The sequence below is a fragment of the Streptomyces sp. NPDC033229 genome, from assembly GCF_055576875.1.
Genome location: NZ_JBVIQR010000002.1, coordinates 389,162 through 407,512 on the forward strand (window position 1 = coordinate 389,162; position 18,351 = coordinate 407,512).

Below are 18,351 nucleotides of genomic sequence, written 5' to 3' on the forward strand. Positions count from 1 at the left end.
GCCCGCGAGAACGGGACGGGACAATCGGGATGTTGGACTGTACCAATGGGGGTGTCAAGGCCGTACTGCGTGCCTGAGCTGTTTGAATAGGCCGTTCTGGAGCCTCAGTTGGAGATCGCTAGAGGTCATTCCCGGGTCGGGCAAAGGCGGTTGACGGCCCCCGAAGGGCTGTGCGAGTCTCCGATTGGTCTGATCCAACGGGGGTGGGGTGCGTGGACGGCCTCTTCTCCCGGCCGCACCGGGCCCGTACGACCGCCGTCGCCGGCACCTTCGTGCTCGTGGCCTTCGCCGGGCTCGCCCTCAGCACCGCCATGCCCGTCGCCGTGCAGGAACTGGGCGGGCTCTCCCTCTACGCCCTCGCGTTCGGCGGTTTCCTCGCCGCGTCCATCGTCGGCACGGTCGTCGGCGGCGGCCATGCCGACCGGCACGGCCCGGGACCCGCCCTCTTCGCCGGGCTGCTCAGCTTCGCCGCCGGCGCGTTGCTCGCCGGAACCGCCGGTTCGATGCCGCCCTTCCTGCTGGGCCGCTGCGTCCAGGGCCTCGGCGGCGGCGCCGTGACCGTCGCGCTGTACGTGGTGGTCGGCCGGGCCTACCCGGCGCCGCTGCGGCCGAGGATGTTCTCGCTGATCACCGCCTGCTGGATCCTGCCGTCCATGCTCGGCCCGCCCGTCGCGGGCGCCGTCACCGAACGGCTCTCCTGGCGCTGGGTGTTCCACGCGATCGCCGTGCTCTCCGTGGTGGCCATGGTGGTGCTGGTGCGGCCCCTGCGGAAGATCGGGCCACCCGGAACAACGGGCGATGTCATGACCCGGCGGGTCCCCGCCGCCGTGACGGTCGCCGTCGGTGCGGGGCTGATCGGCTACGCCGGTTCGGCCAAGGGATGGCAGGCCCTGCCGCTTGCCGCGCTCGGCCTCACGCTCCTGGCCGTGAGCGTACGGACCCTCCTGCCACCCGGCACCCTGCGTGCCCGGCGCGGGCTCCCGTCCCTGGTGCTGCTGCGCGGAGTGGCGGCGGCCGCGTACTTCACCGTCGAGTCGTTCATCCCGCTGATGCTCGTCAACGAGCGTGACATCTCGCCCACCGCCGCCGGGATGTCCCTCACCGGGGCCGCCCTCAGCTGGGCCGGTGCCGCCTGGCTCCAGGGCCGCCCCCGCCTGCCCGTGACGCGCGAGCGCGTCGTCCTCATCGGCGCTCTCGTCCACTTCTGCGCGGCCGCCCTCACCATCGCCGGGGTGCTGCGCGCCCTGCCCGCCGCGACCGCCGCCGTGGGGCTGGTGGTCGCCGGGTTCGGGATGGGGCTGCTGCTGCCCGGCGTGGGCGTCCTCACCCTGGACCGCTCCGCGCCCGACCGGCAGGGCGCCGACTCGGCAGCCCTGCAACTGGCCGACAACCTGTGCAGCGTCCTGCTCGTCGGCGCCTGCGGGGCCGCGTTCAACGCCGCGCACACCCGGGCCGGACACGACGCGGGCGCCTTCGCCCTCGTCTTCGCGGTCGCCGCGACCGTGGCCGGGGGCGCGTGCCTGCTCGCCGGCCGGGTCACCGCCGTGACCACCTCGGATCCCCGTGCGGAGGAGAAGGCGCATGCGCCGCTATGACCTGGTCGGCCGCCGGGAGATCCGGCTGGCCGACGACGTCCCCGTACCCGTCCCCGGGCCACTGGAAGTGCTCGTCCAGGTGCGCGCCTGCACGGTCTGCAACCGCAGCGACCTCGCCTACTTCCACTACTACGGGCTGCGCGACCACTGCGCACAAGGCTGCTTCGGACACGAGATCGCCGGGGTCGTGGAGCGCGTCGGCCCCGGCGTCACCCGGGTGCGCCCCGGGCAGCGCGTCTTCGTCCGTACGCCCCTGACCACCGGATACGCCGATTACGCCGTTGCCCGCGAGGTGAGCGTCGGCGCGCTGCCGGACGCGATCCCCTTCGAACAGGGGGCCATCCTGCAATTGCTGCCGCTGGCCGTCCACGCCACCCGGGGCATCACCCTCGGCGACCGGGTCGCCGTCATCGGCCAGGGACCGGTGGGCCTCATGGCGCTCCGCATGGCCGCCGCGCGCGGGGCGGCCGCCCTGACCGCCGTCGATCTCGACGACTGGCGGCTGGAGCGATCCCGGCGGCTGGGCGCGGACGTCTGCCGACGGGTGGACGGCACGATGGGGGAACTGGCCGGGGTCGGTGAGGATTTCGACGTCGCCGTCGATGCCGTCGGCACGCCCACGACGCTGAACGCCTGCGTCGCACTGGTCCGGCAGAACGGGCTGGTCGTCATGCTCGGCACGCACCACGTCGACACGAAGGTCACCGTGGACCTGGTGACGTGGGAGCGCAAGGGCCTGCGGGTGCACAGCTCCGCCGAGCCCACGGACACCGCGCGGGCCGGTGCGATGGCCGTCGCCGAGCGGCTGGCCGCCGAGCGCGCCGACGGGCTGCGCCTGGACGAACTCCTCACCCACGTCCTGCCGCTGACCGAACTGCCCCGGGCCGTCGGACTCCTCTCCGCCAGCCGCGCCCTGTACCCGGACGGCGAGCCCGCGCCGTACGCCGGCCCACCGCCGAAGGTCCTCAAGGTGGCGATCCGCCCGTGAGGTGGGCCGTCGCCGGGTACGGGGACGTGGTGACGCGCCGCGTCCTGCCCGCGCTGGCCGAGTCGGGCGAGGAGGTGACGTACGTATGGGGGCGCGACGCCGGGCGGGCGGCCCGTACGGCCGCCGCCCACGGCGCCGCGAAGGGTGGTGACGACACCGACCGGCTCTTCGCGGGCGTCGACGCCGTGTACGTGGCGACGCCCGTCGTCGCGCATGTGCCGCTGGCGACGCGGGCGCTCGGAGCCGGCTGCCACGTCCTGGTCGAGAAGCCCCTCGCCGGTGCGCTGGGCGGTGGCGCGGAGCTGGCGGCGCGGGCGCGCACGGCACGGCGGTGCGCGGGGGTGGCGTACTACCGTCGGCTGGGCCCGGCGGCCCGGTGGTTGGCGTCGGCCCTGCGGGACGGCGCCTCGCACGTGCGGATCGACTTCCGCGCCCCCTTCGACCCGGGACCGGAGCACCCCATGCGCTGGCGCACCGACCCGGCCGTCGCCGGGGGCGGAGTCCTCGCGGACGCGGGCAGCCACCGGCTGGACCTGCTGTTCGGGGTGCTGGGTCGCCCGTCGCACGTCGCGAGCCGGGTGGGCCGCCGGTTCCCGGCCGGGGGCGAGCGGCGGGCCCGGCTGACGCTCGCGTGGGCGTCGGGAGTGACGGCCGAGTGCCTCTTCGACTGGGCGGAGGGGCCGGCGCGGGACCGGTTGGAGGCCCGGGCCGCCGGGCGGTCGTACGTGCTCGACCCGTTGGACACCGGGGCGGTGCCCAACCCGCACGCACCGCTGATCGCCGACTTCGTCGCGGCGGCGGGGGAGGGGCGGGCCCCGGCCTGCCCGGTGGCGGAGGCGGCCCTGGTGGACGAGGTCATCGCGCTCGCGCTGGCATGATCGACAGGCGAGGCCCCAACTCGCGGTCCGGAAACAGGGCTTTCGGTGGAACCTCTGCTCCCGGGGAGTGATCGGGCCCTCCGCCATAGGGGGGAGGCGGATCGCCCGCGGAGCCGATGCCCGGCCGGTGGAGATCGAAGAAGCTGGTTCCCGTGACCACCACGATCAGCGAACTCAAGCCGGCCGGGACCCCCCTCCGCACCGAGCGGCCCGTCCCGAGATGGGCGAACCTCACCGCCCACGCGATCCCTCTCCTCCTGCTTCCCCAGTGCCTGTGGCGGCTGCCGTTCGCCTTCCACTTCGAGATGGGGCTGAACGTCGAAGGGGAGATGCCGTCGTCGCCGTGGGTGTCCATCCCCTACGTCTTCGGGCTCAGCGTGCTCACGGAAGGGCTGGCGCTGCTCTGCTTCGGGCTGGTGCGGGGCTGGGGCGAGGTCGCCCCCTCGTGGCTACCGGTCATCGGCGGCAAGCACCTCGCACCCCGCGTCGTGATCACCATCGCCACCATCGGCGGCCTGTGCGCGACGGCCTTCTGGGCGCCGACGCTGCTCTCCTGGTTCGGCGCGTTCGGCCTGGAGCCCGCCGGGTACGCCAACGACTGGTGGGACCTGCTGGCGAAGGTGTGCATCACCCCGGGGATGCTGTGGGGCCCGCTGGTCCTGGTGCTGACCTACGCCTACTACGTACGCCGCTGCCGCCCCAACGGTTCATGACCCGCGGTTTCCACCGCCCGCTTCCGTACACGGCCCGCTGTTCTCCACGGACGGTGCCCCGTCGAGGTCCACGCAGACCCTCGGCGGGGCACCGTCCTTTTCGTCGTTCCGGAGTGCGCCAAGTCGCGGGCCGACGGGTGCTTTCAGGCCCGCGCCCGGCGTTGTCTTTCCTTTGCTCAACCGTGGACGAACGGGCATACGCAGGAAACTGTCCGTACGTAATCCGCAAGGAGTCCCCGCAAGGGGGTCGCGGTAAAACGGGGACGATTATCGCGTCACGGCACGCCCAAGTCGCTCACACCGGCACGCCCAGACCACGCACGAGGGCCAGAGCCTGAGGCGCGATGCCGGCCGCTGCGCCAGTTACGATGCCGATCACACTATCGATCAGGCCGCCAACGATGGGTACACCCATGAACGCTCCTTGAGGTCGGTAACTCCCATAGTTCCCAAGGCACTTCACTGCCATGGCGGCAACGGCTGGGGCTCACCCGCACGGGGGACACGCTGCTGTGCCCGAAGCCGGCGCCGGCGCCGAGGGGGCGCCCGCACTCACGTTGAGCGATCGGTGGGAAATTCGAGATTGAGGGGCCGGCGATCCTTCCAACGGATGACCACTCCTACGCATTTCGGTATGAAGGGAAAAGCATCCCCGCGCATCCACGGGAAGCCGAGAGGGTACGTCTGGGCTCACTGCGCATCGACGCAATGCCCGCACCAGCGGGTCAGCCGAGTCATTTCCAGGGGGTTCCATGAGATTCCGTCGTGCCCTTCTCGCCCTCGCCGGGGCCGCTGTTCTGGCCACCGGCACGACCGCCCTTCTGCCCGCGACCGCCCAGGCCCGGATCATGGCCGTCGCGTGCGACGAGACATCGCTGATCACCGCCGTGAACGCGGCCAACGCCGCCGGCGGCGGAACCGTGACCCTCACCCCGGGCTGCACCTACACCCTCACCGCCGCCCACGGCAACGACGGCGTCAACGGCCCCAGCGGGCTGCCGATCATCACCACGCCCATCACCTCGAGGGCAACGCCAACACCATCACTCACTCCGGGGCGTCCACGTTCCGTATCGCCCAGGTCAGCACCACCGGCGGGCTCACCCTCAAGGCGGTCACCCTCAGCGGCGGTCACGCGGCCACGAACGGCGGCGGCATCCTCAACTTCGGCGCGGTCACCCTCACGGGCAGCGAGCTGTCCAACAACGCCGCCGACGGCACCGGCGGTGGCATCTACAGCACCGGTGGTGCGGCATCGGCGACGTTCACCAGCAGCAACGTCAAGAACAACACCGCCCACCAGGCCGCCGGCATCGCCAGCGACCGGGCGACACTCACCCTCACCAGCAGCGTGGTCAACGGCAACGCCGCCGCCATCAACCCCGGCGGCATCTACTACGTCGCCGGCTCCGCAACGCTCAACACCTCCTCGGTGACCGCCAACACCCCCACCAACTGCACCGGCAGTCCCTCTCCCGTCCCCGGCTGTATCGGGTAACACCAACCCGGCAATGAGAGCCGAACGGACTGAGCCGCCGGCCGCCGATGCGGGCGGCTCAGTCGCTCCCTCGGACGGGCTCTAGGCGCGTGATCGGTATGCGCGCATGGCCAGCGGTATGAAGACCGCCGAGATGCCCGCCGCCCACAGCAGGGACCACAGCACCGGCCGGGCCGCCTCGCCGCCGAGCAGCAGCCCGCGGAAGGCGTCGGACAGATGGGTCACCGGGTTCACGTTCACCCACGCCTGCAGCCAGCCCGGCATGGTGTCGACACGGACGAACGCGCTGCTGGTGAACGTGAGCGGGAAGATCAGCACGAACGCGAAGACCTGCACCTTCTCGACGTCGCCCGCCAGCATCCCGATCAGCACCGCGGTCCACGCCACCGCCGCCGCGAAGATCATCAACATCAGCGTGGCGCCCAGGAAGCCACCCAGCCCACCGGTGATCCGGAACCCCAGCGCGGCGCCCAGCCCGAGCATCAGCAGCATCGCCCACAGTTGCTTGGCGAGGTCCGCCGCGATCCGGCCGAACAGCGGCGCCGAGCGGGCTATCGGAAGGCTGCGCAGCCGGTCGAAGACGCCCTTGGTGAGGTCCGTGTTCAGCGACATCGCGGTGTACATGCTCATGAACAGCGTGTTCTGGACGATGATCCCCGACAGGGCGTACTGGAGATACGCCTTCGGCGTCCCGGCCATCTGCCCGCCGAAGACATACGTGAACAGGAACACGAACATGATCGGCGTCACGCTGTAGTCGACGAGCTCCAGCGGATTGTGCTTGACGGAGACCAGGCTGCGCCACGCCATCGTGCCGGTCTGCCGGAGCGCGGCCAACGGCCGCACGCTGCCCTTCCCGCCCACGGGGGCGGTGGCGGTCGCGGCGGTCATGACGGGGTCCCCACCTTCTCCTGCTCGTCGCCCACGTCCGGGGCGTCCTCGTCCGGCTGCTGCGGCTCGGCGCGGTGGCCGGTGAGGACGAGGAAGACCTCGTCGAGGGAGGAGCGGCGCAAGGTCAGCTCGCCGACCGCGATCGCCGCCTGGTCCAGGCGCCGCACCACGGACGGCAGCAGCTCCAGGTCGTTGACCGGGGCGGTGATCTCCTCGCCCTCGATCCTGGCGCGCCCCGCCGCCTCCCTGACCAGCGCATGGGCCTTGGCCAGATCCGCCGAGTGCACCGGCCGTAGCTGCAGCACCTGCCCGCCGACCTGCGACTTCAGCTGGTCGGGCGTGCCCTCGGCAATCACCCTGCCCTTGTCGATCACGACGATCTCGTCGGCGAGCTGATCGGCCTCGTTCAGATACTGCGTGGTGAGCAGGGCCGTCACACCCTCCGCGACCAGGCCGCGCAGCATGTCCCACAGCTCGCCCCTGCTGTGCGGGTCGAGGCCGGTGGTCGGCTCGTCGAGGAAGAGGATCCGTGGCCGGCCCACGAGGCTCGCCGCGAGGTCGAGGCGCCGCCGCATGCCGCCCGAGTACGTCTTGGCGGCGCGGCCCGCCGCGTCCTCCAGATGAAACCGCTCCAGCAGCTCGCCGGCCCGGGCCCGGGCCTCGGTCCGGCCCATGCCGAGCAGTCGGCCGATCATCAGCAGATTCTCGGTGCCGGTCAGCTTCTCATCGACCGCGGCGTACTGCCCGGTCAGCCCGATCATGGCCCTGACCAGGCCCGCTTCCCGTACGACGTCGTGGCCGCCGACGCGCGCCCACCCGCTGTCGGGCGTGAGCAGCGTCGCGAAGATGCGCACCGCGGTGGTCTTCCCCGCGCCGTTGGGCCCCAGCAGGCCGAGCACGGTACCGGTACGAGCGGCGAGATCCACGCCGGCCAGGGCGTGGGTCTCCTTGAAGCTCTTCGCCAGGCCTTCCGCCTGGATCGCGAATTCCATCGGACGTCCCCTTGATGCCGCGGCCGCCGCGTGCGTCCACGTCTCCCCCTACTGTGACCCACACCACTGACATTCCGCGCGGCGAGCTTGGGCCTGAGCTTTAGGCCCAGCGGGCCTGGCGGGGACCTTGGCCGTTGCCCCGGCTCAGGTTCTGTGCGTACGCGGCCTGTGCGTCGTCCTGTCGGCAGTCGCGGCATTTGGTCTCGTCGGCCACCGGTCGGAAGACGCGGTCGCAGGTGCCTGCGCAGGAGCGCAGTGGCTGTGGGGCGGCGATGGGGGCGGTGAAGGCCGGGGGCTCGGGGTCCACGCTGTCCGGAAGCGACAGCTGCCACATCAGCAGCCGCACGGCGGGCGCCGACAGGCGTGGGTGGCGGATGATCTCGTTCGGTACCTGGGTGAAGAAACGCTCAGGGGCGATAACATGCCGAAGCATCCCGGGGTCCTCCGTAGACCTCGTGGTGTAGGCCCTCGACCGGTGTTGGTAGCACCGCCGGGGGCCGCTTTGTTTTCGCCAAGGTAGCGCACAGATCGTGAACGCCCGTGTGGATACGTGTCAGTTGACCACTTTCCGGTAATGGTCACTCGTCGAGTGGGCGACGCAGGGTGCGGTATCGCTGTGGTCCAGATCGTTCTCAAATGTGCCCGACAGCAAGCATGTGGGAGCTGGCGGCCAACAGAGCCGGGTACGGCTCCGCCAGGCGGGCCGCCTCCAATGCGGCACGAAACATCGGTGTGTCGGCGAGATGATCGCCAGTGTGCTGTTCAGTGGCCTTCAGCAGAGACCAGGTCGGTCCCTCGATGCCGTAGACGTCCACCTCTTGAAAGCCGGCAAGGTTCAGTTCACTCGCGAGGCCGTCCGGCGTGTGGAAGTACGCAGCCGTAAAGCCCTTGCGCCCCGGATCGTGCCGCCCGGTGGACAGGATGTCCTTCACCGCGTCGTGGACTCGTTCGCGATCCAGCCAAGTTGTCGCCGTGTGTTCGAACAGGGAGGCGTAACGGCTGATCGCCGCAGCCGCGAGTATCCCCCCTGGCTTGAGGACCCGCCGGGCTTCCGCCAGGGCTCGGAGCCTGTCTTCCTGGTCGAGCAGGTGATAGAGGGGCCCGAGGAGAAGCACGACGTCGTAGGAGTCGGCCGGTGCGCTGAGCTGCCGTGCGTCGCCGAGTTCTGCGGTGCACCCTGCGTGTTGTGCCGTTTCGATGTGACGAGGAACTGGGTCGACGAGATGGACGGTGTAACCGTCGGCGGACAGCCACTGCGCGTGGACGCCGGGCCCGCCTCCTACGTCCAGGATGTTCGCGGGTGCCGACGGGAGGTGGCGGCGCAGGAGTTCTTGAGTGCGGATCAGTTCCAACTTGCCGTCAGCAGAAGACGTCAGCCGTGTTGCCTCGTCGGACCCTTCGGTGTAGAAGGCGATGATCTCGGGGGCGACAGCGGGCGGAATGGTCATGGGGAGCATGCTGTCCCTTGACCGGTCAACCTGTCCAGAGACGGAGTGGTAAGGCAATGCCCACGTTGAAGTACGAACAGATCGCCGATTCGCTGCGCAGGCGCATCACCGAGGGCGAGTTCAGGCCGGGTGACCTCCTGCCGTCCGGCCGGGACCTCTGTGAGCAGTGGAGCGTGTCGAGGGCCACGGTCAACAAGGCGCTGGACATACTGCGAGCCGATGGCGTGGTCGTCTCGCGGCAGGGCCTCGGGTTCCGGGTCACTGATGTGCCCCTGGCCAGGCCGGCGGGCGGAAGGCGTGCGAATGACACGCGGGTGACCGGTGGCCGTCCCTTCCGCAGGCTGGGAACCCCTGCCAGGGAAGTACCGCCCGACCGGATTCGAGACGCTCTCGGCCTCCGGCCTGAAGAGTCGGCCCTGAGGAGGGACCGGCTCGTTCTGCTTGATGATGGAGCCCCGCTTTCGCTGGTGAGCGCCTGGTTCCCGCCGGATGTAGCCGACCGCTGTCCTCGACTCGCACAGACTGGGCCGATCATCGAGGGCACCACCAACTACGTGACGCGCGAAACCGGTCGACGGCCGTTCGAGGGGACCGACACCACGACGGTTCGACTCGCCACGGCGGAGGAAGCTGGGCGCTTCGAGCGCGAACAGCCCCTGGCGGTGGCGGTCGACCTGCATGTTGCGCGTGACGAAACAGGTCGCGCACTGGTGTGCGAGGAGGGATTGACGCCGTCCGATCTATGGGAACGGGTGAACAACTACCCGATGAGCTCGGGCATTTGACTTGACTGGACCGGTAAACCGGTCCAGTCTGTTCGTCGTGACTCGGGACTTCCCTGATCGTCGGCCGTGTTCCGCGATCGTCTGCCGCGTTCCGCCTCTCCCTCGCAAGGGCGCCGTGCCCCGTCGCACGCTGACCTGTTCGCCGGGGCGGCGGTCGCGCGGACGACCGACCAGCTTGCACTGCCCTGCTGGGCCGCCCAGGGCGTGCGCGCGGAGGGGCAGATCGATGACGGAGGAGAACCCGGCTCCCTGGGAGCCGTGGGTAGGCGAAGCGGCAGCCGACAGGCCGCTGTCCGTTCACGACCGCACGAAGGGGCGACCGTGATCAGTACCGAGGCGGCCAAGAAGTACTGGATGCGGCGGCATGCCGCGCTCGATGTCAGTGACGCGGCGGTTGCGGACCTGCGAGCGGCACTTGCGCGACACGGTCTGGTCTTCCCGTCGGTGCGCAGTTCCGAGCCGGTGGATCACCGGGGGTTCGTCGATCTCGGTGGTTGTCGGGCGGATGTCGCTGCCCGACTTGCCCGGGTCCTTGACGCGGCAGCCGATGCCACGAGCGAGGAGGCCGGGTGAGCGCGGCGGATAACTCGTCGAGTCGCCCGGCCGTGGTTGCGAGGGGTGAACTCGACGTCGGCGGTGTTCGGCGGGCCATCGAAGCTGCGCTTGCGCCGCTGCCCGTGGGTGACCGCCTCGACCCGGTCGTGGTCACCGCCACGGCGCAGCGACTGGTCGAGTGCGCGCATGTCCTGTTGCCGCGTGCTGTCGCTGTCCACGGCACGCGTCGCTCGTCGCGGGGGCCGGGGCTCGTCGGACACGGGCTGATGTACGTGCGCTACCGGCTCACCCACGCCGAGTGTCCCGATGCCGGGGTCGATGTGGATGCCGCGCACGTGTGGTGCCAGGAGATGGCGCGTAGCTGTCAGATGCTCCTGGGGCTGGTGAGCGACAACAGCCAGGCCAGGGAGGCCGACTCCGCGAAACCCGTTTGAGGGACGCGGGCGACCACTGCTACGTTTTTGGGAGCCGTGCGAGAGATCGAGGAGGTGGTACCCGTGAACGCAGTATCGACGTGGGTGCTCTCCTCCGGGGTCACGGTCGGGCGATAGGTCGTCGTCCGGGAGCGCCGTTTCCGAGCCCTCCCGAAAGGCACGACCATGCAATTCACTTCTGAGCAGCGCCTCGACGATGGCGTCCTCGAACGCGAGTTCACCCTCGGTGAGATCCCGGGCATCCTGTGGACGCCCGCAGCCACATCCGCACCGTCGCCGCTGATCCTGCTCGGCCACCCTCCCCTCGGGCTGCGCAAGATGTACCCCCGCCTGGTGGCCCGGGCCAGGCACTCCGCGGCGGAGGGCTTCGCCACGGCCACCATCGAGCTCCCCGGCAGCGGCGACCGGCCCCGATGGGCCGTCGTCGATCAGGCCCGCGCCGACCTGCGCCGGGCGATGGAGGCAGGCGAGCCGGTCAGCGACGAGATCGTCGACGCCCTCGTCCTCCCGCTGGTCGACAAGGCGGTCCCGGAATGGCAGGCCGCCCTGGACGCCCTCCTGTCGCTGCCCGAGATCGGCGGCCCCGTCGGGTACTCGGGGGGAGTGATCTCCATCGGGACCCGGCTGGCGGTGGTCGAGCCGCGCATTGTGGCCGCCGTTCTCTTCGCCGGGAGTTTCGTGCCTCGCGCCATGTTCGAGGAGGCTCGCCGGGTCACCATTCCACTGCACGTCCTGTTGCAGTGGGACGACGAGGGGAACGACCGGCAGTCGGCCCTGGATCTGTTTGACGCCTTCGGCTCCCAGGAGAAGACCCTGGAGGCCAATATGGGCGGGCACACCGGCGTCCCGCAGTTCGCGGGGGACGCCGCGACGCGGTTCTTCGCCCGGCATCTGAGGTGAGGCCGGGCCGTTAGACGGCAGCAGACGGTAGCTCTCTACACCGTGGGCACCTGCCGAGCTCTCGGCAGGTGTGGAGTCGACCGAAGCTGCGGTGCCCGGGTGCCAGCCGACTCAGGGCTACGCAGGTCAGGCGCCTTCGGCAGAAGCACGCGCGGCGTCCCCTCAGTTTTCTCCGCCGACCGGTCACATTCCTCCATCGGCGTCCGTCAGTGCAGTGAGGCAGACCGCCTGGCGACTGATGGAAGGACGACACGATGCTGACGAACATCATGTACGTAACGCTCTATGTCACTGATCAGGAACGCGCGCTGAGGTTCTACACGGAGCAGCTCGGCCTGGAGAAGCGCGTCGACTACCCCGGTTCTGAGGGACGCTTCCTCACCGTAGGCGTCCCAGGCAGTCCGCTGGAGATCATTCTTTTGCCGCACGCTGCGCCCTCGGGGCAGCCGGTCGAGATGCAGCCGGGCACGCCCGGTCCGATCTTCCTCGAATCCGACGACCTGCGGGCGGACTTCGAGGTGCTTCGCGACCGTGGTGTGACCTTTGACCAGCCCGAACCGGAGGACTACGGGTTCGGGATCCGCATCGAGGCAGTGGATCCGGACGGCAACCGGATCTCGCTGCGCCAGCGCGCGGCCTGGCAGAGCCATGGCGATGACTGACCGTTCGTAGGCCCGGCGTGGCCGGCGCCCTCCGGCGCCGGCTCACGCCCGGCTCGAACCGATGGGGCTCGGGCCCGTCTGCCTCGGAAGACGGGCGTCCGTCGGCTACGGCAGGCCGGCGGCTGTCATGCCGGGCGGTGACGGAGTGGGCGGACCATGGCGATCATGAGCGGTGCGTCGGCGAAGGGCTGTGACTCGCCGACGCCGGTATAGCCCCAGCTCTCGTAGAGCGCCGTGACCTTGGGGTGGGAGCTGTCGACGAAGAGCGTGGCGCGGGCTTCGGTGCGGCCGGCGAGCAGCTCGTGGTGAAGGCGTTCGGCTGTGCCGGTCTTGCGCCAGCGGGGGCGGACCATGACCTCACTGACGGCGAAGGTACGACTGCCGGTCTCGTGGGTGAACTCGGGGTCGAGGCCGCTGATCTTCGACCACCAGGGGGTGCCTGTGGGGAGGGGTGCTCCGTAGGCGAATCCGACTGGCTCGGTGTCGTCGTAGCCGATGACGCAGTCCCATCCAGGCCGACCCGACCAGGCGTCGACGAACTGGGCGAACCGCTCTCGGGAGTCGAACCCTTCGCGGTTCTCGGACTCCGCGTAACAGTCGTCGTGTATGTCGAGAAGGAGTTCACGCAGGGCGGGGGCGTCGGCATGACCGTGGCGGTGAAGGCGGACGGACAAGAGGGGGTGTCCTTTCCTGCGCTGCGGATGAATTCAGCCCATTGACGGAGGGCGGGCCCAGGCCCTCATTGAGGTCGTCCGTCGGCTTATGGCAGGGCGTCGATTGCGGCCTGCCAGGGATAGCGTCGGGTACTGGTCGCGGTGGCGTGAGGGGCCCGGCCGCCCGGCTCCCCTTGAGCGGGCGGTGTCGCGGCTCGCGCCGGAAGGCCCAGGCGTGCGCCTGCCGACGCTACCGTTGGAGTGCGAAATCCGTGAACACGGCCCGGCGCAGCGCCACTTCAGCCAACACGCCCCGCGTGCACGGCACCGGCCCGGGCCGGGCCATGCGACTTCCCTACCGGACGTGAGGACGGTCTCGTGTTCTACGCATACGGTTTTGAGCGGGTCGGGGTAGTGGTGAGCGACCTGTACTTCGTCGATCCCCACCCGGAGCCCGGGCAGGAAGGCGCCGAACGCGGCGTGCGTCTGGAGCTGCGGCACTTCGAAAGCGGCAGCCTCAAGGGGTCGATGTACTCCGCGCGGCCCATCGGGATCGACCGCCCGCTGTGGCGAGTGGACCTGCTGGAGTCGGTGGCCGGGCCCGTTGGGAGCTTCGACCGGACCCATCACCATCCCCGGTTCCAGGGCTGGGAGCCCGGCGCGCGGGTCTTCGACGAGAAGCTGTCCGCCGATCCCCTGGGGTGGTTGGCCGAGCGGCTCTGCGATCTCGACGGCGTGCTGGAGACCGCGGGTGCGGCCCGCGAGGAGGTCGGGGCGACGGACGCGGCCGATCTTCGGCGTGCCGCCCCGGAGATCGTGGACGCCGTCAGCCGGTTGCTGGCCGGGGTACGGGCCGGTGAGCTCGGCAGGCGGCCGGCCGGCGAGGAGCCGGTCACCGACGCCCGCGTCAGCTGGCTTTAGTCAGGGCGTGGCATCCCGCTGAGGCGGGCACGGGTTCGCCTCAGCGGGAGGTTCAGCGACTCAGCGGGTGCAGCTGATCGCGGCGTCGCCCGCGTAGTAACCGGGTGCCAGCCGAGTGGAGTTGGCGTAGAGCAGCACACACTGCTCATTGAGGAACCCGCTGATCAGCGCGTTCTGGCGGGCCCTCTTCTCGGCTTCCCGCTTCGCTTCCTTGGGGCTGTTCTCGTACGCGAAGCCCGTGAACGCCCGCGTCTCCTGCACAGCGGCGGCGTCGGCGCGCACGCTCGCGTCGGAGCGCACGCCGGCGTCGGCGTACGCGGCGGTCGGCGCGAGCACGGCGAGGCCCGCGAGAACGACGGCAGCCCCACCCCGGATGAGCATCGAGGTCATGTCGGTATCCCCCTCTTGGTGGAAATCCTGGAAATACTGGAAACCATGCGAGTCAGCGCTGGCAGAACAAGCTGGCGACCGCCGCGTACACCCCACCGCCGACCGACCTGACGTCGGTCGCGCGCACGTGGCACTGGTTCGCCTGCCAGCCGGCCGACTGGGCGAACGTGTAAGCCATCCGGGCCGCGCCGTCCACCGCCTGGGACGGCGAAGTGCCCGTCCCGCTGCCGGTGAACGTCCTCACCTCAGGCGCGACGAGAGGCGCGAGGAGCTCCTGGTTCAGTCCGTTCAGGCCACCTCCCGGTCCGGCCGGGGCCGCCTGGGCGGATGTGACACCTCCGAAGAGGCACGCCGAAGCGACGGCAAGGGCTACGGCGGCGGAGCGCAGACGTAACGCGGACGAGTGGCCCACGGGACTCCTCGATAGTCGCTTCGACGGTCACTGAAGACGGTCACCAAAACGGCAGCGCACATGACAGGGGCCCATGTCGAACCCCCGTACGGGTCACATCCCACCGGAGTCCGAACCGTCCCACTACGGAAGAATCGGCCATTCCTCACCCAGAAGACTGGCCAGGGCCCCGAAATCCGGTGGACGTTCCGGCCACCGCTCGCGTCTCCTTGGCCGCATGAGCGAACTACGCACCGAGCGCCTCACGCTCCGCCCCTGGCGGGACGCCGACCTCGCCCCGTGGGCGGCCATGAACGCCGATCCCGAGGTCCGGCGGTTCCTGGGCGAGCCGCTCACGCGGGAGCAGAGCGATGCCTCGGTGGCGGCGTTCCAGGCCGACTTCGCCGAGCGCGGCTACGGGTGGTGGGCCGTCGAGGTGACCGCCACCGGTGAGTTCATCGGCTTCGCGGGTCTGGACGACGTGGACGACGACCTGCCGTTCACCGGAGTGGAGATCGGCTGGCGGCTCGCCCGCCCGGCCTGGGGGCACGGATACGCCACCGAGGCCGCCCGGGCCGTCCTGGCGTTCGGCTTCGAGACGGTCGGGCTCACCGAGATCCTCGCGGTGACGACCGCCACCAATGTCCGCTCCCAGGCGGTGATGGCCCGGATCGGCATGACACGCGACCCCGCCGACGACTTCGACGACCTCGACTTCCCCGAAGGGCCGCTGCGCCCGAACGTCGTGTACCGGCTCAGGAAGCCCTGACGGCCGCCTCCAGCAACGCCTCCGCCTTGTCGACCGCCCCGGTCAGAGCCTCGGGCCGAGGCGACAGGCCGCTGAGCACCCCGTCGATGCCGCGCAGCCCCGCCCGCTCCAACAGCCTCTTCTCATTGGTGACCCACTCGCCCTTCGCCGCCAGCACCGCGTGTGCCGCCTGGCAGGCGGCGGTGGCGATGGCCCCGGCGGTGTCGGCGAGGTGGCCGCGTTCGGCGTGGGCGGACCGAGCGTAGGCGAGGGTGAGCCGGGCGTCGCCCCACCAGCGTTCCGGGGCCTGCCGCCGCAGGGCCTCGGGGTATGCGGGGCGCGGCAGCACCCCGTGGAGCACCTGGTTGACGGACAGCTCCGCGAGGACGATGTACGTCGGGATGCCTGCCAGGTGGCACAGCAGCCGCTCGACGCGGAAGCGGCCTTCCAGGGCCTCGGCGAGGTGATGCTCGACGTCGTCCAGGTCCCGGTAGTGCACGTCGATGCGTCGGCCCTCGACGTTCAGCCAGGCACCGCCGTTGAAGACCCCGCCGCCCCACCCGCCGATACCGGAGACCTCGCCCGGCCATCCGAGTGCGCGCACGTCCTGGGGATCGAACGCGCCCCGGTAGTAGACGGCGAAGTCCCAGTCGCTGTCGGGCCCGTGCGTTCCCGTGGCCCGCGAGCCGCCCAGCGCGACCGCGTGCACACACGGCAGGGCCGCGAGCCGCTGCGTGACATGGGCGAGGAAGGCTTCGTCGTCATGTGCGTGCATGGACCGGAGCCTAGGCGGGGCGGCCGTCGGAGTGCAGATCTTTTCGGCGGGCGAACGCCGACGGATCCCCGTAACCCGCCTCCGCGGTCCAGCTCAGCGGCTCGATATGGGCGTTGAACGGCACGCCGTCCCGCGTCATCCGGGGGCGCGGATGGTTCAGATGCAGCAGCGGGTCCTCGAAGCGGACGACCCCGGCGGCGGCCGTGAGCCGGGCGATGACGTCGTCGTCCTCGCCGCCCCAGCCCTCGTAGCGCTCGTCGAAGCCGCCGATCCGGTGGAAGACCTCGGTGCGGACCCAGACACAGCCGCCCGGCGGTTCCCGCAGGAGCAGGCCGCGCAGCGTGCTCTCCGGGACGTCCGGCAGGCCGACAGCCGTGCGGGCATGGATGGCCCGCAGGCTGGACGGTTCGTCCAGGGACAGCGACCAGCGGAACGGCAGGTGGGTGCCGTGGGCGCCGGTGGCGATCCGGTCGACGTTGCGGCGGACGAAGGAGCGGTCCACCAGGATGTCGGCGTCCAGGACACACAGATACGGGACGGAGCCCCAGGCGGTGCGGGCGCCGACGTTCACCGCCCAGGACTTGTTGAACAGCCCCGGGTTCTCCGCGAAGACGTAACGGTCCACGAGCGGTTCCAGCCGGGCGCGCGAGCGCGGGCGGTCGTCGGTCTCGACCACCGTGACGTGGTGCGCGGGGCCCGGGCCCTGGTCGGCGAGGGCGCGCAGACAGGCCAGGAGATTACGGGTGCGCAGGCCGCCCGCGTCGCGGTCCCGGAAGGGGATGACGATGTGGACCACGGCGGGGCCGGAGGCCGTACCCGGGCCCGCCGCCGGTGTCCCGGCCGGGAGCGCCTCGCCACCCTCCCCCACCTGGTAGTCGATCCAGATGTGCCGGTCCGCCTCCTCGACCGTCCGCCGCGAGCCGGGCCCGTTCCTCCCCGCCCGCCTCCAGCGACCGGGCGAGGCGCCGCCGCAGCTCCAGCTGCGGCGCGAGCGCGGTCGGGTCGGCGACCAGGTCCTTGTACGGTTGCGCCACCTCCGGCCGGGCTGCCAGGAAACCGGAGAGCAGCGCGTCCACCGCCCGGTAGTGCGGCTCGCTCAGCTCCCAGTAGTCGGCTGCGATCCCCGGGACCGCCGGGTCGTGGGCCAGCACGGCGTAGGCCGTCAGTCGCTCGGCAAGGGTCCTGCTCGGCACGTACGAACTCCTTCGATGAAGGGGGTTTGCTTTTCCCGTGTGTTCAGAAGGGCAACGGCGGCATTCCCCTTCAGGGTTCACGCCCCGTCGTCCCCCGACCACGTCCGCAGCCAGCGCGGATCCGGCGTGTCGCCGCGCCGCATGAACCGGGCGTCCACCGACAACCGCATCGCGTCCGTCGTCGTGTCCAGAGAGGCGTGGATGATGTGCGGCAGGTGGACCATGACGTCCCCCGCCGCGTAGTCCGCCCACATCCAACGGCGGCCCAGTGCACGGGCCGTCGTGGCCAGGTCGTGGCTGATCGGCCGGCGGTCGCCGGGGCGGTCGCCCGCCGCCCGCAGCGGTGCGTAGGCGGCGGGCGGCAGCGTGTGGGAGCCCTCCAGGTAGACCAGGCCGCCGGTGGCGGGCGGGCAGTCGCCCACCGGTATCCACAGGGTCAGCACCCGGTCCGAGCCCCGGTCCATGTAGTCGCGGTCCACGTGGGCGCGGGAGGCGAGGCGCGAGCCCCGGTGGAAGTGGCGCAGGATGCGGCGGGGCAGCATCTGCACCGGGCCGCCCAGCAGGGACTCCGCGAGCGCGGCCGGCGCCGGGGCGGACAGGAAGCGGTGAAACGCTTCGGAGCGGACGAACGCGTGCGCCGGATGACCGGGGACACCGTGCGCGGGCAGCCCCGGCGGCACCCGGCCGGAAAAGATCCCCTCGCGGTGGGTCGTCCCCGGGGCGAGCAGCACCGGATCGCAGGACGCGAAGTACGCCTCGCGCAACCGCAGTACGTCCTCCCGCGCCAACACCCCCCGCAGATACAGACAGCCGTCCGCGCGCAGCCGGGCCCGTAACGAGGACGGCCGGGAGCGCAGCTCCGTACTGTCCCGCAGCGGTGTGAACAGCTCCTCGTCGAAGGACAGCGGAAGGCCGTTCGAGGACAGCGTCGTCATGATGGT

Annotated in this window: 22 protein-coding genes; 12 read left to right on the forward strand and 10 right to left on the reverse strand. The window is 70.8% G+C overall.

The window, feature by feature from the left end:
• Nucleotides 1–212: 212 nt before the first annotated feature.
• The 5 genes from ACZ53N_RS03685 (at nucleotide 213) to ACZ53N_RS03705 (ending at nucleotide 5,672) form a co-directional block, all read left to right on the forward strand.
• A complete protein-coding gene (locus ACZ53N_RS03685) occupies nucleotides 213–1,595 on the forward strand; it encodes an MFS transporter (RefSeq protein ID WP_469139313.1) in 1,383 nt (460 codons plus the stop codon).
• Nucleotides 1,582–2,583, forward strand: coding sequence for a zinc-dependent alcohol dehydrogenase (locus ACZ53N_RS03690; protein WP_469139314.1), 1,002 nt, complete (start codon nucleotides 1,582–1,584; stop codon nucleotides 2,581–2,583). Before ACZ53N_RS03685 ends, ACZ53N_RS03690 begins: the two co-directional genes overlap by 14 nt.
• A complete protein-coding gene (locus ACZ53N_RS03695; protein WP_469139315.1) occupies nucleotides 2,580–3,461 on the forward strand; it encodes a Gfo/Idh/MocA family protein in 882 nt (293 codons plus the stop codon). Before ACZ53N_RS03690 ends, ACZ53N_RS03695 begins: the two co-directional genes overlap by 4 nt.
• A gap of 152 nt (nucleotides 3,462–3,613) precedes the next feature.
• Complete coding sequence (locus ACZ53N_RS03700) at nucleotides 3,614–4,174, forward strand: hypothetical protein (RefSeq protein ID WP_469139316.1); 561 nt, start codon at nucleotides 3,614–3,616, stop codon at nucleotides 4,172–4,174.
• A gap of 859 nt (nucleotides 4,175–5,033) precedes the next feature.
• On the forward strand, nucleotides 5,034–5,672 hold the full coding sequence (locus ACZ53N_RS03705; protein WP_469139317.1) for a hypothetical protein: 639 nt from the start codon (nucleotides 5,034–5,036) through the stop codon (nucleotides 5,670–5,672).
• A gap of 81 nt (nucleotides 5,673–5,753) precedes the next feature.
• Here the strand turns inward: ACZ53N_RS03705 and ACZ53N_RS03710 are convergent, their stop codons facing one another.
• The 4 genes from ACZ53N_RS03710 to ACZ53N_RS03725 form a co-directional block, all read right to left on the reverse strand.
• Nucleotides 5,754–6,563, reverse strand: coding sequence for an ABC transporter permease (locus ACZ53N_RS03710; RefSeq protein WP_469139318.1), 810 nt, complete (start codon nucleotides 6,561–6,563; stop codon nucleotides 5,754–5,756).
• Nucleotides 6,560–7,555: an ATP-binding cassette domain-containing protein gene (locus ACZ53N_RS03715; protein WP_469139319.1), complete on the reverse strand. Its 996-nt coding sequence runs from the start codon at nucleotides 7,553–7,555 to the stop codon at nucleotides 6,560–6,562. Before ACZ53N_RS03715 ends, ACZ53N_RS03710 begins: the two co-directional genes overlap by 4 nt.
• A 100-nt stretch (nucleotides 7,556–7,655) precedes the next feature.
• A complete protein-coding gene (locus ACZ53N_RS03720) occupies nucleotides 7,656–7,988 on the reverse strand; it encodes a hypothetical protein (RefSeq protein WP_469139320.1) in 333 nt (110 codons plus the stop codon).
• A gap of 199 nt (nucleotides 7,989–8,187) precedes the next feature.
• Nucleotides 8,188–9,003 carry a class I SAM-dependent methyltransferase gene (locus ACZ53N_RS03725; protein ID WP_469139321.1) on the reverse strand — a complete coding sequence of 272 codons (816 nt, stop codon included), beginning with the start codon at nucleotides 9,001–9,003 and terminating at the stop codon, nucleotides 8,188–8,190.
• 56 nt (nucleotides 9,004–9,059) lie between these two features.
• Here ACZ53N_RS03725 and ACZ53N_RS03730 point away from each other — a divergent pair, with 56 nt between their 5' ends.
• The 5 genes from ACZ53N_RS03730 to ACZ53N_RS03750 all read left to right on the forward strand — a co-directional run bounded on the left by ACZ53N_RS03730 (nucleotide 9,060) and on the right by ACZ53N_RS03750 (nucleotide 12,339).
• Nucleotides 9,060–9,788: a GntR family transcriptional regulator gene (locus ACZ53N_RS03730; RefSeq protein WP_469139322.1), complete on the forward strand. Its 729-nt coding sequence runs from the start codon at nucleotides 9,060–9,062 to the stop codon at nucleotides 9,786–9,788.
• A gap of 321 nt (nucleotides 9,789–10,109) precedes the next feature.
• The gene (locus ACZ53N_RS03735) at nucleotides 10,110–10,361 is read left to right on the forward strand and encodes a hypothetical protein (protein WP_469139323.1); all 252 of its coding nucleotides are present in this window, start codon (nucleotides 10,110–10,112) and stop codon (nucleotides 10,359–10,361) included.
• Nucleotides 10,358–10,777: a hypothetical protein gene (locus ACZ53N_RS03740; protein ID WP_469139324.1), complete on the forward strand. Its 420-nt coding sequence runs from the start codon at nucleotides 10,358–10,360 to the stop codon at nucleotides 10,775–10,777. Before ACZ53N_RS03735 ends, ACZ53N_RS03740 begins: the two co-directional genes overlap by 4 nt.
• Nucleotides 10,778–10,942: 165 nt before the next feature.
• Nucleotides 10,943–11,677 (forward strand): dienelactone hydrolase family protein, encoded by a 735-nt coding sequence (locus tag ACZ53N_RS03745; protein WP_469139325.1) that lies wholly within the window; start codon nucleotides 10,943–10,945, stop codon nucleotides 11,675–11,677.
• A 254-nt stretch (nucleotides 11,678–11,931) separates the two neighbouring features.
• On the forward strand, nucleotides 11,932–12,339 hold the full coding sequence (locus ACZ53N_RS03750; RefSeq protein ID WP_469139326.1) for a VOC family protein: 408 nt from the start codon (nucleotides 11,932–11,934) through the stop codon (nucleotides 12,337–12,339).
• A 125-nt stretch (nucleotides 12,340–12,464) separates the two neighbouring features.
• Here the strand turns inward: ACZ53N_RS03750 and ACZ53N_RS03755 are convergent, their stop codons facing one another.
• Nucleotides 12,465–13,013: a GNAT family N-acetyltransferase gene (locus ACZ53N_RS03755; RefSeq protein ID WP_469139327.1), complete on the reverse strand. Its 549-nt coding sequence runs from the start codon at nucleotides 13,011–13,013 to the stop codon at nucleotides 12,465–12,467.
• Between the two features lie 357 nt (nucleotides 13,014–13,370).
• On the opposite strand from ACZ53N_RS03755, the gene ACZ53N_RS03760 reads away from it, so the two are divergent.
• The gene (locus tag ACZ53N_RS03760; protein WP_469139328.1) at nucleotides 13,371–13,913 is read left to right on the forward strand and encodes a hypothetical protein; all 543 of its coding nucleotides are present in this window, start codon (nucleotides 13,371–13,373) and stop codon (nucleotides 13,911–13,913) included.
• A 60-nt stretch (nucleotides 13,914–13,973) separates the two neighbouring features.
• Here the strand turns inward: ACZ53N_RS03760 and ACZ53N_RS03765 are convergent, their stop codons facing one another.
• The gene (locus ACZ53N_RS03765) at nucleotides 13,974–14,303 is read right to left on the reverse strand and encodes a hypothetical protein (protein ID WP_469139329.1); all 330 of its coding nucleotides are present in this window, start codon (nucleotides 14,301–14,303) and stop codon (nucleotides 13,974–13,976) included.
• A 629-nt stretch (nucleotides 14,304–14,932) separates the two neighbouring features.
• On the opposite strand from ACZ53N_RS03765, the gene ACZ53N_RS03770 reads away from it, so the two are divergent.
• Nucleotides 14,933–15,463 (forward strand): GNAT family N-acetyltransferase, encoded by a 531-nt coding sequence (locus ACZ53N_RS03770; RefSeq protein WP_469139330.1) that lies wholly within the window; start codon nucleotides 14,933–14,935, stop codon nucleotides 15,461–15,463.
• On the opposite strand, the gene ACZ53N_RS03775 is transcribed toward ACZ53N_RS03770, so the two are convergent.
• The 4 genes from ACZ53N_RS03775 to ACZ53N_RS03790 all read right to left on the reverse strand — a co-directional run bounded on the left by ACZ53N_RS03775 (nucleotide 15,450) and on the right by ACZ53N_RS03790 (nucleotide 18,345).
• Entirely contained in the window at nucleotides 15,450–16,217 is a 768-nt protein-coding gene (locus ACZ53N_RS03775; RefSeq protein ID WP_469139331.1) for a nucleotidyltransferase family protein, read from the reverse strand. The genes ACZ53N_RS03770 and ACZ53N_RS03775 overlap by 14 nt on opposite strands.
• Nucleotides 16,218–16,227: 10 nt before the next feature.
• Entirely contained in the window at nucleotides 16,228–17,013 is a 786-nt protein-coding gene (locus tag ACZ53N_RS03780) for a glycosyltransferase family 2 protein (RefSeq protein ID WP_469139332.1), read from the reverse strand.
• Nucleotides 16,955–17,410: a hypothetical protein gene (locus ACZ53N_RS03785; protein ID WP_469139333.1), complete on the reverse strand. Its 456-nt coding sequence runs from the start codon at nucleotides 17,408–17,410 to the stop codon at nucleotides 16,955–16,957. Before ACZ53N_RS03785 ends, ACZ53N_RS03780 begins: the two co-directional genes overlap by 59 nt.
• Nucleotides 17,411–17,487: 77 nt before the next feature.
• The gene (locus ACZ53N_RS03790; RefSeq protein WP_469139334.1) at nucleotides 17,488–18,345 is read right to left on the reverse strand and encodes a phytanoyl-CoA dioxygenase family protein; all 858 of its coding nucleotides are present in this window, start codon (nucleotides 18,343–18,345) and stop codon (nucleotides 17,488–17,490) included.
• Nucleotides 18,346–18,351: the final 6 nt, after the last annotated feature.